The organism is Trinickia symbiotica, from assembly GCF_003028655.1.
GTDB classification, from domain to species: domain Bacteria; phylum Pseudomonadota; class Gammaproteobacteria; order Burkholderiales; family Burkholderiaceae; genus Trinickia; species Trinickia symbiotica_A.
In genome coordinates, this window is record NZ_PYUC01000006.1 from 46,266 (window position 1) to 61,821 (window position 15,556).

Consider the following 15,556-nt stretch of genomic DNA (forward strand, 5'->3'; position numbering starts at 1 on the left):
AAGGGAGCGTAGCTACTGACTTTTCAAATCCTCGAGCAGGATGCGAGCGTCAAGGATTGCCACCCCGCTGGAATAGGCAAGCACTGGATTGAGGTCCAGCTCGGCGATTTCCGGAAATGCCGAGCAAAGCGCCGAGATGCCCATCATGAGTTTGACCAGCGCATCCTTGTCCGTCGGGGCACCTCCGCGTACTCCGTTCAGAATCGCACTGGCCCGAATCTCGGCGAGCATCCGGTGCGCATCGTCCTCGGAGAGGGGGAGCGAGCGGAACACGACATCTCGAAGTACCTCGACCAGGATACCGCCGAGACCAAACATCATGACGGGCCCGTAGGTCGGGTCACGCACGACACCAATGATGATCTCGACGCCACCTTTGGGTGCCATTGGTGTCACGAGGACGCCGGTAATGTCCGGGTCTTGCACATGTTTCCGGCCGTTGGCCACAATGTTTTCGAAAGCGTGCCTAACCTCATCGTAGCTTCCGACGTTGAGCTTTACCCCACCGGCGTCCGATTTATGGATGATGTCGCGTGACACGATCTTCATCGCGACTGGCACGGAACCAAGGCGCTCGAACGCAGCAACTGCCTCATCCAGCGACGTGGCCAGAATCGCGGGAGCCGGCATCGGGACGCCTGCATCCGCGAGCGCCTGCCGGGCCTCGTGCTCGAGCACGACGGTCCGGTGTTCGCTGCGACAGCACGACAGGACTTTCTCGAATGCTGGAGAGCGCACCGGGCGGTCCTCTTCTTCAGCAGGTGGTCGTCTCTGCGCCTCACCAAATTCCGCGAGGCCCTGCATGCAGCGGACTGCCAGCTCCAGCGAGTCGTACACCGGTACACCGGCTTCACGGATACACGTCAGAGGGGCCGGCCGCAGGTCCGAATACAAACTCCCATAGAGGCTGTGCACAATGATTGGCTTGCCACGCGCTTCCAGCATCGCGGCAATGCGCGTCGACGTCTGCATCTCAATGGGCGTCAGCGATTGCGAAAACCTCACGCCATATCCGCCATAGAGCCCCGTGATGAGTAGCCCATCCACCTGAGGGTCATCGAGCAGAATGCGGGCACAGTCGGCAAATACCGCCGGGTTGGAATCCGTTCCCCCTGCAACGTCCACGGGGTTCACAATCGTGGCCGACGGCGGCAGGATCGCAGACAGGCGCTGGCGCGTTTCATGGCTCAGAGGGGCCAGCGTCAGACCATGTTCACTCAAGGCGTCCGCAGCAATCGTCGCGTGCCCGCCACCATCAGCGAGCACCGCCACGCGGCGCGACGCGAGCGGCTGAAGCAGCGAAAGCGCTTCGGCGAGCGAGAGAATCTCGTCGGACTTGCGAGCGAGCACCGCACCCGCCTGACGCAGAACGCCCTCGCTCACCGCGTAGTCTCCGGCCAACGCACCCGTGTGCGACTTTGCTGAACTACGTCCAGCGCTGGTGCGGCCTGACTTGTAGAGTACGACAGGCTTCCTACGTGTGATGCGACGCAGGGCGTCCAGGAACACCTGCCCATTTTTCATCCCCTCGACATACGCGACAACGGCCTTGGTGTTCTCGTCTTCCGCAAAGTAGTCGAGGTACTCGTTGAACTGAATGTCCGATTCATTGCCAATGCCCACGTACGTTGACAGCCCGATGTGTCCGTTGGCCTCGGCCTCCGTCACGAGAGATAGCGCCATGTTTCCGGACTGGGACAGCAATCCGATACCGCCTTTCTTCAGATTGCTAAAGCCGACAATATTGCAAGCCTTGTGGGTATTGAACACACCGGACGTGTTCGGCCCGACGATACGCACGTTATAGGCGCGAGCGACTCGCACCATTTCGTCCTGCAGGCGCCGCCCGTCATCGCCCGCTTCGGCAAATCCGCCCGCCAGGACGACCGCGCCTTTCGCGCCTTTTTTGCCACATTGCTCGATGACCTGCGGAAGGGTGGTTGCCGGTGTGCAGACCAGAGCGAGGTCGATGTTGCCGGGTATGTCGCCAAGACTCGCATAACACTTTAGCCCGAGGATTTCAGGTTCTTTGAGGTTTATGGGGTATATCGCCCCGGCGTATCCGTCCTCCAGCAGCTTTTGAATCGAACGGAAACCCCGCTTCGTCTGGTCTCTTGACGCGCCAACGACGGCAATCGAGTCGGGATAGAAAAGGTCGCGAATAGAGTGGCCGCTCATCCTTATTCTCCCTTGAACACCGGTTCACGCTTCTCGGCGAAGGCGTCGATGCCTTCCTGCCAGTCTTTCGTCGTTGAGCAGAACATCATGCCTTCCAGCTCTGCAGTCAGCGCTGCGTCAAGGGTTCGCTCGCCAGCGAAGTTCAATTGTTCCTTCGCCAGCCGCATCGAGAACGGAGCCTTGCTGGCGACCTTCTGTGCGAACGCGCGTGCGCTCTGAAGAAACCCCTCATCGGGATACACGCGGTTTGCGAGCCCAATGCGGACAGCTTCTTGCCCATCAATGCGCTCACCGAGGAAAACGAGCTCGCGGGCCTTTGCCAGGCCGACCAACCGAGGGAGGAGATACGTGATTCCGCCGCCGAGAAAATTGCCGATGCTTATTTCGGGCAATCCAATCTTCGCGCTCTCGGCCATCACGACGAAGTCGGAGGCTATCGCGATTTCCGCACCGGCTCCCAGCGCGAAGCCGTTGACAGCCGCGATCACAGGCTTGCCCAGCGTCAGCAGTCGCTTGCACACCACCTGCTCGCCCCGCAGGTATTCGCGGCGCTCGAAGGCTGTGCGGCCCGTCTTGTGTTCCTTGAGGTCCGCTCCGACGCAGAATGCGCGTCCCTCTCCCGTGATGAGAACTACCCGCGTGGCTCGGTCCGCCTCAGCCAGGCTCAATGCTTCGCTGAACTCATCGTAAAGCTGCCGGACAACAGCGTTCAGCCGGTGCGGTCTGTTGAGCCTGACCTCGGCGATCCCATCCCGCACATCGTAAATTATCGTTTCGAAAACCATGAACGTCTCCGTCATTGCACCTTGATGGGCTCGCTTACGGGGTGGGGCGTACATCACGGGGCGTGGCGTCTCGGGCAAACATCTCGGACAAACACAGCTATAAACGTATGTTGCATTAACTGTACACGAACGCAACATTTGTTGCAATGAGGCGTTTACCCGCACTCGCGCCTTTACCGTGTCAGCGTCACCCGCGCTCGCAGGCCATCACCTCTTCGGACGAATCCGCACTCGCGCGGGATTCACGCCCCCAATCGCCGGTAGCCGACCGGCGGGCCTTGCCTATTTGGGTGCGGCTCCGTAACATTTGTTGTCGTCTCATCGAGATCCGCGCTGTGACTCCCAGTTTTGAAGACCTAGCAGCTCTCATCCGCGCCAAATTTCCGGAGCTGAGTCCCCAATTTCAGGCAGGGGCGGCCTACCTGTTGAATTTCCCGGATGAGGTTGCGGTATCGTCGATGCGGAAGGTCGCCGAAAACGCAAACGTACAACCGGCGGCCCTCGTGCGCCTCTCTCAACAACTCGGTTTCCCGGGCTGGAACGAGTTTCGGGAAATCTTTGTCGCCCGTCTTCGAACACGCCCGGAACCGCTGAGCAGCAAGGCGCGAACGCTCGTGAAAGGCGGTCACCAAGAAGCCCTCGCCCACGACATGGAGGCGGCGCAGCAACACAATCTCGCAACCGCTTTTGCGCAGAATGGCGCTCGCATCGTGGATGTGGCGAAGCTGCTCAGAAAGGCTCCGCATGTTCATATAGCCGGCTTCCGTTCATGCTTCCCCATTGCGTTCAGTCTCCTTTACGGGTACCGGCTCTTCCGCTCCTCGGTGAGCCTCGTCTCCGGGGAAGCGGGCACGCTCGAAATGCAGTTGCGCAGCATCGCGAAGGGGCATGCGACCGTCGTTATCAGCTTCGCACCGTATTCCCGCGAAGCCGCACGAGTCGCGGAAGCCGCCAAGGAACAGGGCGGCAAGCTCGTCGCCATCACCGACAGCGCAGTTTCTCCCATTGCGCTGAGCGCCGATGAGGTGCTGCTCTTCACGCACGATAGTCCGTCGTTTTTTCCTTCCCTCGTCGCGGCTTCCGCGATCGCCGAGTCGCTGGTCGCGCATTTGCTCGCGCTGGAGGGAAATGCGGCCATCCAGCAATTGTCCGAGGCGGAAGACGCGCTGCATGCGAAGGGTGCATACGTAAGCTGATTCCGGTCAGTAGCGCCGCCATCTGTCACGTTGTCACGCCGCCGGGACTACGTGTTTTCCCTCCCGCAATTTTTATTGACGTTCCTTTTTGGCCGAGTACTATTCGCAGTGACAACAAACGTTGCGTGCAGTTAGCGATCATACATCGCATGTTGCTTAGCACGTAGTGTTGCTGTCATTGGTCCCTCCCCACATCGTGGAGGTGACGTCGCCAATCACTGCGGAGAGAATCATGAGTCGCCGTTCCTTCCTGAAGTCCGTCATTGCTGTCGCGATGCTCGGCGCGAGCATCGCGCACGCGCAGAACAAAGAACTCGTCGTCGGCACCGACACTTCCTTCATGCCGTTCGAATTCAAGCAGGGGAACAAGTACGTCGGCTTCGACCTTGACCTGTGGGCGGAGATCGCGAAGGACCAAGGCTGGAAGTACAAGATTCAGCCGATGGACTTCGCCGGTCTGATTCCGGCTCTCCAAACCCAAAACATCGATGTCGCGCTTTCCGGCATGACGATCAAGGAGGAGCGCAAGAAGGCTATCGATTTCTCGGACCCGTATTACGACAGCGGACTCGCGGCGATGGTCCAAGTCGGGAACACGAGCATCAAGTCCATTGACGACCTCAACGGCAAGGTCATCGGCGCAAAAACGGGCACGGCCACGATCGACTGGATCAAGGCACACCTCAAGCCGAAGGAAATCCGCCAGTTCCCCAACATCGACGAGGCCTATCTGGCCCTGGAAGCCGGCCGTGTCGACGCGGCCATGCACGATACGCCGAACGTCCTCTATTTCGTCAGCACGGAAGGCAAAGGCAAGGTGAAGGTTGCAGGCGCCCCCGTGAGCGGCGACAAGTACGGGATCGGGTTTCCGAAGGGAAGTCCGCTGGTACCCAAGGTCAACGAAGAGTTGACCAAAATCAAGGCGGATGGGCGCTACGCCAAGCTGTACAAGAAGTGGTTCGGCTCAGAGCCCCCGAAGTCGTAATCGCTCGGAAATGAGTGCGCGGCGGTGACGGCCATCGCGCGGGCTACGAAACAACCAGGAGCGGTCTGTGGAATTCGATTGGTCAGCTATTGCGGCGGCGCTTCCGGACTTGCTCGACGGCGTGAAGCTCACGGTCTTCATTGCATTCGTCGGGCTCGTCGGCGGTTTCATCGTCGGCATGATTGCCGGGATGTTCCGAGCGTATGGACCCACGGTGCTAAACGTTCTGGCTCAGGTCTATATCGAGCTGATCCGGGGTACGCCAATTGTCGTGCAGGTCATGTTTTTATACTTCGCGCTGCCGGTGCTTGCGCATCTCCGGATCGATGGCCTGACAGCCGCGATCATCGCTATAACGATCAATTCGGGCGCCTATCTCGCCGAAGTGGTGCGCGGCGCACTGTTGTCCATCTCCAAGGGCCTCACCGAAGCCGGTCTTGCGATGGGTCTCTCGATGCCACGTGTCCTCGCGAAAATCGTCGGGCCGCTCGCCTTTCGCCGGCTGATTCCGCCGCTCGGCAACCAGTGCATCGTGAGCCTGAAGGATACGTCGCTATTCATTGTCATCGGGGTGGGCGAACTGACACGAAAGGGACAAGAAATCATCGCGGGGAACTTCCGCGCCGTCGAGATCTGGACTGCGGTCGCCATCATCTATCTGGTTTTGACCGGCGTGATGACGCTCACATTGCGTCTCGTTGAAAAGAGGATGAGCATTCTATGAACATGGTCGAATTCAAGGGGGTCTCCAAGAGCTTCGGCCATGTGCCGGTGCTCAAGGACATCAGCCTGCGCATCGAAAGTGGGGAAGTCGTGGTTGTCGTGGGGCCGTCAGGCTCGGGAAAGTCCACGATGCTTCGCTGTATCAACGTATTGGAAAAGATCTCTGGCGGGGACTTGCTGGTCGACGGGCAAAGCGTCAGAGGCAGCGCATCCGTGATTCGGAACATCCGCCTCGAGGCCGGCATGGTCTTCCAGCAGTTCAACCTGTTCCCCCAGATGACAGCGCTGGAGAATGTCATGTTCGGCCCAATCCAGGTGCGCGGAGCCTCGAGAGCCGAAGCACGCGACCAGGCAATGGCATTACTGGACAAGGTGGGCCTCGAAGCGCGCGCCAATCATTACCCGTCCGAGTTGTCCGGAGGGCAACAGCAGCGTGTCGCGATTGCTCGTGCCTTGGCCATCAAGCCCAAGTTGATGCTGTTTGACGAGCCTACCTCGGCGCTGGACCCGGAACTCCGTCACGAAGTCCTCAAGGTCATGCGGGATCTTGCCAACGAGGGGATGACGATGATTGTCGTAACGCATGAAATCGGGTTCGCAAAGCATGTCGGCACGCGGCTGTTGTTCATGGACCAGGGCTGCATCGCCGAGGACGGGCACCCCGCCGCGCTCATCCACACCCCGCCGACGCAGCGACTGAAAGACTTTTTGCAGCACGTGTCTTGAGCGAGGTCAGGTTTTTATGCAGGTTCTAACTCCCTCTGTCATTTGCGGCTCTGCATACGACATCGGATATGAGCTCGGTTCGCTGGCCAGGCCCGTGATGAGTGCATATATGGGTCAGAGCGCGGCGTGGCAAGCGGTCAGCAGATGGCGCGGACACTCGTTTGTTGCAGAGCTGCGCCAAGCTGCCCAAACTGTATTCCCCGACTATGTGGCGGAGATCGAAGGCATGGCGGCCGGTATGGGATGGCCCGCCGAGGACATCTTCCTGTGGAACTGCCGGGGGGAGTTGATTCACAACGCGCCGGACGGTTGCACGACGCTCGCTGCCAAGTCAGCTAATGAGCGGCTCATTGCGCACAATGAAGATGGCGACCCCTATCTGCGCGACCAATGCGCAATCGTGGACGTTCGCCCAGCCGGAAAGCCCGGATTCGTGAGCTTCTACTACCCAGGCTCTCTGCCGGGGCATACCTTCGCGGTGAACCGCGCCGGACTGGTGCAGGCGATCAACAACCTGCGAATCAGGCATCCTGCGGTCGGCGTACCCCGCATGGTGCTTGCCCGCGCGGTGCTCGACGCCGCTTCACTCGATGCCGCGCTCGAGGTTCTCAACGCCGTACCGCGCGCAAGCGGCTTTCACCACACACTAGGTTGTGCAGGGGACCCGCGGCTCTTCAGCATCGAAGCAACGGTACGTCGCTGCTCGGTTATGGAGGTGACGCGCCTGTCCGGGCACGCCAATCACCTCATCCACGATGGCTTTGGCGGCGAGGAGCAGATTGTCACCGCCTCGTCCCGCGACCGGCAGACCCGACTCGACGAGCTTCTTCCGAGTCTCCCCGGCGTTGGCGAGTCGAATCTCTTGCAGGTACTTTTCGATCAGGCGTCGAAAGGTCTGCCGATTTACCGCGATGACCCTGCGGACCCGGACGACGAGAACACACTCGCGACTGCTCTATTCGTCATTCAGGAAACCGGCGTGGAATTCGAAGTGCGCCAGCAAGGCGAACTTCGATTCAAGAGATTTGTGCCACGGGAATCGCACGCACCGGAAGGTGAGGCGCGTCAAGCCTCATACCACCGTGGCGTATAGATCCACTCGCCATGCGGCCCACCGGGTATGCCGCGTGTCGTCGATGAGCCGACGATGACCATCGTTCGCATATCGACGCGATCCGACCGCAGTGCGCCGAGCGTCGTTGTGACGAGCGACGCACCGGCCCGGCCGACGTCGCGCCCGAGCACGACGCGGGTCTCCGCCTTTCGGTACTCGCGGACGATCTCGAGCGCCTTGTCGAGTTGCCACGGACGCGCGCGTGATATCGGGTTGTAGAAGGCCATGACGAGATCGGCTTCGGCCGCATGGCGCAGTCGTTTTTCGATGATGCTCCACGGCTTCAGATTGTCGGAAAGCGATAACACGCAGAAGTCATGACCGAGGGGCGCACCCGCTACCGCGGCCGTCGCCATTGCCGCCGATACGCCGGGCACGATGTGCAGCTCTATGGTCGCCCAACGCGGATCGTCGGCTGTATCGAGTGCTTCGAGCACCGCGGCAGCCATCGCGAACACCCCGGGATCGCCTGACGAGACAACGGCGACATTCCGCCCTTCGCTCGCGAGTTCAAACGCATGTCGCGATCGCTGCAGCTCCTCGCGATTGTCGCTGCCATGCACGTGTTGGTCGTCGCGGAATGGACCGGCCATTCTGAGGTAAGTCTCATAGCCGAGTATGTCGCTCGCTTCGCTCAACGCCGTGCGCGCGGCCGGCACCGTCAACTCAGCGCAACCAGGGCCGAGGCCCACGACTGTCAGCCGGCCGCGCGCTCGACCGAGCGCGGAAACATCGATCGGCGTCGATGCGAGGCCGAGCGCAATGCGGCTACGATCGAGCAATACATCATGACCGACGCGCAGTGCGACGCTCAGCAATTGCGCCGCGCCACTTTGATCGGCATCGACGAAACGAAGAGGAACGCCAAGCGTTCGCGCGGCCTCCTCGAGACCGCGTTCTCCGATTCGATCAGCGCGCGCAAGCAACGCGGCAAGCGAAAGCTGCGCCAACCGATGCTCGCGCAGCGCTTCGAGAATCTCGTCTGCCGATGGCGTGGCCTCGTCCCCAATGGCCGCCACCACGCAGCGTGGATGGATCACGAGTTCGTCTTCACGTTCCTCTGACTCCTGAGCTGTCACGCGAATCGTCAGGCGTGACGAGGAGGCGAGGGGAACGTCCACATCGTCGAGCCAGGGGGCATCCCCTTCGATGCGTGCCGTTTCGCCTGCCAGCAGGTCGGACACGAAGCGCTTACCTTGCGCGAGGCTCGCGAGCGCATAACCTTCCGGGGGATCGAGCAGGCAGGTGCCGAAGCGCAGCTCGCCGCTCGTCGTAATGGCTGGCGCTACGTCGAGCACCCGCGCGATATCGCGCGCCATCGCGTTCACGCCGGCTAAGCCGCCAAGCAGCGGCACGACCGCACTACCGTCCTCCGCGACGGCGACCACCGGTGGCTCGACGCCCTTATTCGCGAGCATCGGCGCGACGCATCGAATCACGATGCCCGCGGCGCAAAGCGCGACGATCGGTGTACCTTGACCGTAGAGATCGCGCAGATGCGGACCGAGTTCGGTGTAGGCCACATCGGCGTCAACGCGCGTGCGCAGGCCATGCACTTGCGAGCCTGGGTAGCATTGCTGCACACGGCGTGCCGTTGCCAGCGCGCTATGCCCGAGCACGACGATGGCGGGCGCGGCGGTTATCCTCGCCATTTTTCCCCCGGCACGACCAGCAGAGAAAAATAGGGCGACGCCATCGGGTCGACTTCGTCGAGCGCCACGATCCGCTGATTGGTCATCGTCGCACGCTCGACGTAAAGGGCTCGCCGGGCGAGGCCGAGGTCGTCGAGCACGCGCCGCACTTTGTCGAAGTTGCGACCGAGCTTCATCACCACGGCGGCGTCCGCGTCAGCGAGCCGCCGACGCAGTTCGTCCTCCGGCAGTACGCCCGAGAGCACCGATAGCGTCTGGTTGCGATAAACAAGAGGCGCGCCGAGCACGGCCGTGCCGCCCAGCATCGAGCAGACGCCGGGTACCACCTCGACGTCGAAGCGCGGCGAAAGGCGGTCGTGCAGGTACATGTAGGAGCCGTAGAAAAACGGATCGCCCTCGCAAATGACGGCCACGTCGCGCCCCGCGCCGAGATGCTCGGCGATCAGCGCGGAAGCCGTGTCATAGAAGTCGGCGATGATCGTCTCATACGAGAGGGGCGGCTCGAGCGCTTCGGTGGTCACCGGGTAGACGAGAGGCAGCCGTGTTTGGCTGTCGGACAAATGCGTTTCGACGATGCTGAAGGCATTGCCTTTCTTCCCCTTGGCGACGAAATAGGCGACGACGGGTGCGGCCTTCAGCAGCCGCAAGGCCTTGAGCGTCAGCAGCTCGGGATCGCCAGGGCCAACGCCGATACCATAGAGACGCCCTTGGCTACCGATCATCGTGCCTCCTGCGTGCCCGGCGATGAGGCGACGAAACTATGCGAGCGCGAGAGTTCGGGTTGTTCATTCTTTCTCAGTTGCGAGTGCATTGACGGCGGCTGCAGCCATCGCGCTGCCGCCTCGCCGGCCATCGACGACGACGAACGGCACGTCGAAGCTGCCGCTCGCGAGCATCGCCTTGGACTCCGCCGCGCCGATGAATCCGACGGGAAAGCCGAGGATCAGTGCAGGCCGAGGCGCCCCGTCGGCGAGCATTTCGAGCAAATGGAAAAGCGCGGTCGGTGCGTTGCCGATGGCGACGACGCTCGAATCGAGGTATGGTCGCCAAAGCTCGACCGCCGCTGCCGAGCGCGTGTTGCCTAGCTCGCGAGCGCGTTCGGGGACGCTCGGCTCGCCTAGCGTGCAGATGACACGATTACCGGCAGGCAGCCGCGCCCGGGTGATACCGTCTGCGACCATGCGCGAGTCGCAAAGAATCGGCGCACCGCTCGCGAGCGCGCGTCGGCCAGCCTCACCGGCCCCGGCGGAAAAGCGCAGGTCCTCGACGATGTCGGTCATCCCGCAGGCATGGATGACGCGTACCGCGAGCTTCTCGAGATCGGGCGGAATTCGGGAGAGATCGGCTTCGGCGCGAATCGTCGCGAAAGATTCGCGGTAGATGGCCTGGCCGTCGCGAACATAGTCAAGCATGAGTTTGGCTCCGGGCCGCCGCCTCGCCGAGCAGGCGGGCGGCTTCTTCGATGGTCAGGCGAGCGGCAATGCGCTCGCCGAATCGCTGTGAGGCAACGTCTTTCTCTTGGGGCTCAGCAATTGAAGCGACTTGACCGATGCAATTGTCGCTGCGCTGAGACGCGTGATCGGACGCGGTGGTTTTCCGATCCGATACGGCGGATTGCCGATAAACGTCATAGCAGCCCGGCTCGACGGCGAGAAGTGTGTACGGCATGCAATGAGCGGCTGCGCACGATCGCATGCAGCCGCTGAGATGGACTTCGATACCCACCGGCAATCGCGGTGCGAGCGCAGTCGCATCCGCTTTCGTATCGGCAATACCCTTGGCGCACCCAGCTGAGCCCGCGCACGCGACTAACCGCGCGAACGGCTCGCTCGCATCGCGAACAAGACCTAGTGCATCGAGGCCCGCTTCGACGCTTGGTATTGAGGACTCCCTAACATCGGTCAGCAGCACGCTTTGCCAAGGCGTCACCGTCAGTGACCCATTGCCTTGCCCGAGCGCGAGTTGAGCGAGGCCGCGCAGTGTCGAGCTGTCGATGCGGCCGAGCGGCGGTTGCGCGCCGACATGCCACAAGCCGGTATCCCGCTGCCTATGCGCACCAAATCGCAATGTCGGTTCGGCATTCGCCCTGCGCCATCCGTCGACGTCGGCTCCACGTCGCAGCGGGAAATCGACGCGAGCCCCAATGCGCTCGAGGATCGCTTCCTCGCCGTATGCCGCAAGCAAGTGACGCATCCGTGTATCGTCAGGGCGAGCGAGGTCGAGGAACGTGTCGAGCGAGGCGCGGACGAATGCGGCTGCGTTTTCGTGCCTGACCGCCGCGAGCGCGCAGGGGTATGCCGAGGACGGACAGCCCGCTAGACCGAATGCGAACCAGCCGTCGTCGCCTTGCGGTGGCATCGCCGACAGCCAGATGTCGTGAGGATGATCGATCATCGCGAGGCGTTCGCCGCCGTCGAGTAGCAACGCGAATTTCGGCGAGAGCGCGGAGAACCTCGGTTCGCTTTGCAGCAGTGCGAGAATCTCTTCGGCAAGCGGCCTCGTATCGCATAACGCTTGCGTGTCGCCGCCGGCGGTCGGGCTGACCATCAAATTGCGCACGTCGTCGGTTGCGGCCGCCCGCGCTCGCTGCACGGCTGCCTCAGCGGCCTCGGCGGGCGCCGCGCTCGGCGACGATGGCGCCGCTGCCATGTAATCGAGCGGCGTCTGCGGCGGGCCGAGCCTGGCCTGCATCAGTCGCTCGATCAATGCGGTTTCGTGGCCCGCGCGCACGCCGCGCAGTTGCAAATTGGCTCGATTCGTCAGCTCTATGACACCGGAGGCATGGTGATCGATTGCCTCGGCCAGGGCGAGCGCCTGCTCGGCGCGCAATTGGCCGCCGGGCAGCTTGATGCGGCATAGGCCGCCGTCGCGCGCGGCGACGATGCGCGAAAGCGATGGGCAGGCCGAGGGCCGAAGCGAGAAAGACGGATCGTGGCTCAAGGCTCGACGGAGTTAGGCATCGCGGCGGCAAGGAGCACCGGCGAAGCGGTATTATGCCGCTTTTCGTAGCGTCCACGAAGCCGCGGACTGGCCGGCGGCGAGGGGTTGGACGTTCTAGCAAGCGGAGATCGATAGAAGGTGATGCCATGCCGGCTTGGCTGACCGTGGTGGGAATTGGCGAAGACGGATTTGCCGGTCTTGGGCGGGCCGCACGGCGCGCGCTGCTCGACGCCTCGATCATCATCGGCGGCGATCGTCATCTGGCTTTGCTGCCGGACCGCATCCGCGCGCGTCGCGAGCCGTGGCCGAGGCCGTTCGACGTCGCTCATGTTCTCGCGCATCGAGGCGAGCCGGTCTGCGTTCTGGCTAGCGGCGACCCGATGTGGTTCGGCGTCGGCGCGACGCTGGCCCGCGAGGTACCGGTTGACGAATGGCGCGTGCTGCCCGCGCCGTCATCATTGTCTCTCGCCGCTTCGCGTCTTGGCTGGGCGCTGCACGAGGTCGCCGTGGTGTCGCTCGTCGGCCGGTCGCTCGCTATGCTCAATCGCCATCTTTATGACGGCGCCCGCGTTCTCGCCTTGAGCGGCAATGGCGAAACACCCGCGGCGATCGCGGCATCGCTGCGCGAGCGAGGATTCGGCGCAACGAGAATGACCGTGCTCGAACACCTCGGCGGTGAGCGAGAGCGGCGCATCCAAACGAGCGCGAACGCCTGGCCGGGCGCCGAGGTTGCCGCCTTGAACGTCGTCGCGCTCGAGTGTCGAGCGCAAGGCGGCTTCTCGTGGCCGCTGACCTTCGGACTGCCCGACGAGGCTTTCGTGAGCGACGGCCAACTCACCAAACGCGACGTTCGTGCCGTCACGCTCTCGCGTCTTGCGCCGCGGCCGGGGGAACTGCTGTGGGATGTTGGCGCGGGTTCCGGTTCGATCGGTATCGAATGGATGCGCGCCCATCCGGCCTGCCGCGCCATCGCGATCGAATCGAATCGAGAGCGGCAGCGCTTTATCGAGCTCAACCGTGACGCACTCGGTGTGCCGGGCCTGCAATTGGTCGCGGGGCGCGCGCCCGAAGCGTTGACCGACTTGCCGATGCCTGACGCGATCTTCATCGGCGGCGGCGTCACTGCCGCAGGCGTGCTCGAAACGTGCTGGGCGCGCTTGCGCCCCGGCGGCCGGCTCGTCGCCAATGCGGTGACGTTGCAGGGCGAAGCGGCGCTCATGGCTTGGCGCGGCCGATGCGGCGGCGCGCTCGCACGCATCGCGCTTGGCGTTGCCGAGCCGCTCGGCGGATTCGATACGTGGCGGCAGGCGTTGCCGATCACGATACTCGAAGCGGCGAAGCCTCGTGACGACGAAGCTCGCCCGGACGCGGATGACGGTGATCGATGATGCGCGAGGAAACGCCGGAAACGCAGCGGCCGTTGCGCAGCGGCTATACCACCGGAAGCTGTGCGACGGCGACATCGCTTGCAGCGGCGCGGCTGTTGCTCGGCGGCATCGCCAGCGAGGTCGCGGAAATCGTGTTGCCGAAGGGACAGCGCGTTCCGATGCAGCTCGTCTATTGCCGCTTTGCAAACGGCTATGACGGCGCGCTCGGTGCGGAGGCGGGTACGGTCAAGGACGCGGGCGACGATCCCGATGTCACGCATGGCGCTGTCGTATTCGCGCGCGTACGGCTGAGCGCCGACGCGGGCGTACGCTTCCACGCCGGCCCCGGTGTCGGCATCGTGACGCGCGCCGGTCTCGTCGTGCCTGTCGGCGAACCGGCGATCAATCCGGTGCCGCGCCAGATGATGCGCGAGCACCTTGCCGAACTGGCCGCCGAATACGGGTACGAAGGCGGGTTCGAAGTGGAAATCGGCGTCGAAGGCGGCGAAGCGCTCGCGCTGAAGACGATGAATCCGCGCCTCGGCATCGTCGGCGGGTTGTCGATTCTCGGTACGACCGGCATCGTCCGGCCTTTTTCGTGCTCGGCCTATATTGCGTCGATTCATCAGGGCATCGACGTGGCGCGCGCAAACGGCTACCGGCATGTCGCCGCCTGCACGGGCAACGCGAGCGAGGACGCGATGCGCGCGCGCTACGGGCTGCCCGAGATCGCCCTGATCGAAATGGGCGACTTCGCCGGCGCTGTTCTCAAACACTTGCGTCGCGCGCCCGTCGAACGGCTCAGCATTTGCGGCGGATTCGGCAAGCTGAGCAAGCTTGCCGCTGGCCACCTCGATCTGCATAGCAGCCGATCGAGCATCGATCTGGAACTGCTGGCTCGGTGGGCAGGCGATCACGGGGCTGACGCTGCGCTGCAGGCCGCGATCCGCGCGGCGAATACGAGCCAGCAGGCACTCGTTCTCGCCAAAGAGCAGGACATACCGCTTGGCGACGTCGTTTGCCGGCATGCGCTCGAGGTGGCGCGTCGCGTTGCGCCACCCGAAGTCGCCGTCGAAACGTTCGCGATCGATCGCCAAGGCAATTTTGTCGGGGAAGCACGATGACGCGAATCTTGTTGCTCGGCGGTACGGGTGACGCGCTGCGGATTGCGCGCGGCCTGCTCCCTGAGCATGTCTATAGTCTCGCGGGGCTCGGGAAACTGCCGCACGAACCCGCATGCCTGATACGTGTGGGCGGTTTTGGCGGAAGCGCGGGGCTCGCGCGATATGTCGACGCCGAACGCATCAGCCTCATCGTCGACGCGACGCATCCGTACGCCGCAAGAATCAGCGCTAACGCATTCGCCGCAAGTCGCGCCACGGGTGTGCCGTATTGGGCACTGCATCGTCCCGCCTGGCAACCGCAGCCAGGTGACGATTGGCGCCTGGTCGACGATTGGAGCGATCTCGTGACGGCGCTATCCGGCTTCGCTCGGCCGCTCTTCACGCTGGGACGCGAGCCGCTCTCGCATCTCGGCGAAATCCCTGCGCATCAATACTGGACCGTGCGATGCCTCGATGCGCACGCCGGCAATGAGCGCTGCGTTGTGATCGGCGCGCGCGGACCGTTCACGGTCGAAGGCGAGCGCGCGCTTTTCGACGCGTGCGGAACCGACGTGGTCGTCAGCAAGAATAGCGGCGGCAAGGCGACGGAAGCGAAGCTCGACGTCGCGCGCGAGCGCGGCTTACCGGTGATCATGCTGCGCCGTCCGTCGCTGCCCGAGGGCGATCGCACGTTCGAGGAAGTTTCGGCATTGATGAGCGCGCTCGACGCGCTTGGTGTGATGTCGAGCGAGATCGGCACAGGTGCCGTCAGAGCCGCCCCATAACG

The 15,556-nt window shown here is 63.0% G+C and carries 14 protein-coding genes; 8 read left to right on the top strand and 6 right to left on the bottom strand.

All coding sequences use genetic code 11. The features are described from left to right. Positions 1 to 12 precede the first annotated feature (12 nt). Both C9I57_RS13145 and C9I57_RS13150 read right to left on the bottom strand, forming a co-directional pair. A complete protein-coding gene (locus C9I57_RS13145) occupies positions 13 to 2,178 on the bottom strand; it encodes an acetate--CoA ligase family protein (RefSeq protein WP_107151125.1) in 2,166 nt (721 codons plus the stop codon). 2 nt (positions 2,179 to 2,180) lie between these two features. Further along, positions 2,181 to 2,963 (bottom strand): enoyl-CoA hydratase/isomerase family protein, encoded by a 783-nt coding sequence (locus tag C9I57_RS13150; protein ID WP_181321824.1) that lies wholly within the window; start codon positions 2,961 to 2,963, stop codon positions 2,181 to 2,183. A gap of 335 nt (positions 2,964 to 3,298) precedes the next feature. Here C9I57_RS13150 and C9I57_RS13155 point away from each other — a divergent pair, with 335 nt between their 5' ends. The 5 genes from C9I57_RS13155 to C9I57_RS13175 all read left to right on the top strand — a co-directional run bounded on the left by C9I57_RS13155 (position 3,299) and on the right by C9I57_RS13175 (position 7,686). Further along, positions 3,299 to 4,159 carry a MurR/RpiR family transcriptional regulator gene (locus C9I57_RS13155; protein WP_107151127.1) on the top strand — a complete coding sequence of 287 codons (861 nt, stop codon included), beginning with the start codon at positions 3,299 to 3,301 and terminating at the stop codon, positions 4,157 to 4,159. A 232-nt stretch (positions 4,160 to 4,391) separates the two neighbouring features. Then, positions 4,392 to 5,144, top strand: coding sequence for a glutamine ABC transporter substrate-binding protein GlnH (glnH, locus tag C9I57_RS13160; protein ID WP_107151128.1), 753 nt, complete (start codon positions 4,392 to 4,394; stop codon positions 5,142 to 5,144). 67 nt (positions 5,145 to 5,211) lie between these two features. Next, complete coding sequence (gene glnP, locus C9I57_RS13165; RefSeq protein WP_107151129.1) at positions 5,212 to 5,868, top strand: glutamine ABC transporter permease GlnP; 657 nt, start codon at positions 5,212 to 5,214, stop codon at positions 5,866 to 5,868. Then, positions 5,865 to 6,593, top strand: a complete 729-nt coding sequence (glnQ, locus tag C9I57_RS13170) for a glutamine ABC transporter ATP-binding protein GlnQ (RefSeq protein WP_181321825.1) — start codon at positions 5,865 to 5,867, stop codon at positions 6,591 to 6,593. The genes glnP and glnQ overlap by 4 nt, the downstream gene beginning before the upstream one ends. A 16-nt stretch (positions 6,594 to 6,609) precedes the next feature. After that, positions 6,610 to 7,686, top strand: coding sequence for a C45 family autoproteolytic acyltransferase/hydolase (locus C9I57_RS13175; protein ID WP_107151130.1), 1,077 nt, complete (start codon positions 6,610 to 6,612; stop codon positions 7,684 to 7,686). Here C9I57_RS13175 and cobJ read toward each other — a convergent pair. From cobJ to cobG, 4 genes are all read right to left on the bottom strand, one after another. Then, a complete protein-coding gene (cobJ, locus tag C9I57_RS13180; protein ID WP_107151131.1) occupies positions 7,659 to 9,359 on the bottom strand; it encodes a precorrin-3B C(17)-methyltransferase in 1,701 nt (566 codons plus the stop codon). The two genes, C9I57_RS13175 and cobJ, sit on opposite strands and share 28 nt — an antisense overlap. Further along, positions 9,347 to 10,081, bottom strand: a complete 735-nt coding sequence (locus tag C9I57_RS13185) for a precorrin-2 C(20)-methyltransferase (protein WP_107151132.1) — start codon at positions 10,079 to 10,081, stop codon at positions 9,347 to 9,349. The genes cobJ and C9I57_RS13185 overlap by 13 nt, the downstream gene beginning before the upstream one ends. Before the next feature lie 63 nt (positions 10,082 to 10,144). Beyond that, the gene (locus C9I57_RS13190) at positions 10,145 to 10,771 is read right to left on the bottom strand and encodes a precorrin-8X methylmutase (RefSeq protein WP_107151133.1); all 627 of its coding nucleotides are present in this window, start codon (positions 10,769 to 10,771) and stop codon (positions 10,145 to 10,147) included. Further along, entirely contained in the window at positions 10,764 to 12,299 is a 1,536-nt protein-coding gene (gene cobG, locus C9I57_RS13195; protein WP_107151134.1) for a precorrin-3B synthase, read from the bottom strand. The genes C9I57_RS13190 and cobG overlap by 8 nt, the downstream gene beginning before the upstream one ends. 146 nt (positions 12,300 to 12,445) lie before the next feature. On the opposite strand from cobG, the gene cbiE reads away from it, so the two are divergent. The 3 genes from cbiE to C9I57_RS13210 are packed head-to-tail and all read left to right on the top strand — an operon-like array spanning position 12,446 to position 15,554. Next, positions 12,446 to 13,687, top strand: coding sequence for a precorrin-6y C5,15-methyltransferase (decarboxylating) subunit CbiE (cbiE, locus tag C9I57_RS13200; RefSeq protein WP_107151135.1), 1,242 nt, complete (start codon positions 12,446 to 12,448; stop codon positions 13,685 to 13,687). Then, positions 13,687 to 14,790, top strand: a complete 1,104-nt coding sequence (locus C9I57_RS13205) for a cobalt-precorrin-5B (C(1))-methyltransferase (protein ID WP_107151136.1) — start codon at positions 13,687 to 13,689, stop codon at positions 14,788 to 14,790. Before cbiE ends, C9I57_RS13205 begins: the two co-directional genes overlap by 1 nt. Beyond that, positions 14,787 to 15,554 carry a cobalt-precorrin-6A reductase gene (locus C9I57_RS13210; RefSeq protein ID WP_107151137.1) on the top strand — a complete coding sequence of 256 codons (768 nt, stop codon included), beginning with the start codon at positions 14,787 to 14,789 and terminating at the stop codon, positions 15,552 to 15,554. The genes C9I57_RS13205 and C9I57_RS13210 overlap by 4 nt, the downstream gene beginning before the upstream one ends. The last annotated feature ends 2 nt before the right edge of the window (positions 15,555 to 15,556 follow it).

What these genes read in the sequence shown, in the direction of transcription:
- C9I57_RS13175 (WP_107151130.1), top strand. Translation starts at nt 6,610, where the DNA reads ATGCAGGTTCTAACTCCCTCTGTCATTTGCGGCTCTGCATACGACATC.
- C9I57_RS13145 (WP_107151125.1), bottom strand. Translation starts at nt 2,178, where the DNA reads ATGAGCGGCCACTCTATTCGCGACCTTTTCTATCCCGACTCGATTGCC.
- C9I57_RS13185 (WP_107151132.1), bottom strand. Translation starts at nt 10,081, where the DNA reads ATGATCGGTAGCCAAGGGCGTCTCTATGGTATCGGCGTTGGCCCTGGC.
- cobJ (WP_107151131.1), bottom strand. Translation starts at nt 9,359, where the DNA reads ATGGCGAGGATAACCGCCGCGCCCGCCATCGTCGTGCTCGGGCATAGC.
- C9I57_RS13190 (WP_107151133.1), bottom strand. Translation starts at nt 10,771, where the DNA reads ATGCTTGACTATGTTCGCGACGGCCAGGCCATCTACCGCGAATCTTTC.
- C9I57_RS13150 (WP_181321824.1), bottom strand. Translation starts at nt 2,963, where the DNA reads ATGGTTTTCGAAACGATAATTTACGATGTGCGGGATGGGATCGCCGAG.
- C9I57_RS13210 (WP_107151137.1), top strand. Translation starts at nt 14,787, where the DNA reads ATGACGCGAATCTTGTTGCTCGGCGGTACGGGTGACGCGCTGCGGATT.
- glnQ (WP_181321825.1), top strand. Translation starts at nt 5,865, where the DNA reads ATGAACATGGTCGAATTCAAGGGGGTCTCCAAGAGCTTCGGCCATGTG.
- C9I57_RS13205 (WP_107151136.1), top strand. Translation starts at nt 13,687, where the DNA reads ATGCGCGAGGAAACGCCGGAAACGCAGCGGCCGTTGCGCAGCGGCTAT.
- cbiE (WP_107151135.1), top strand. Translation starts at nt 12,446, where the DNA reads ATGCCGGCTTGGCTGACCGTGGTGGGAATTGGCGAAGACGGATTTGCC.
- glnH (WP_107151128.1), top strand. Translation starts at nt 4,392, where the DNA reads ATGAGTCGCCGTTCCTTCCTGAAGTCCGTCATTGCTGTCGCGATGCTC.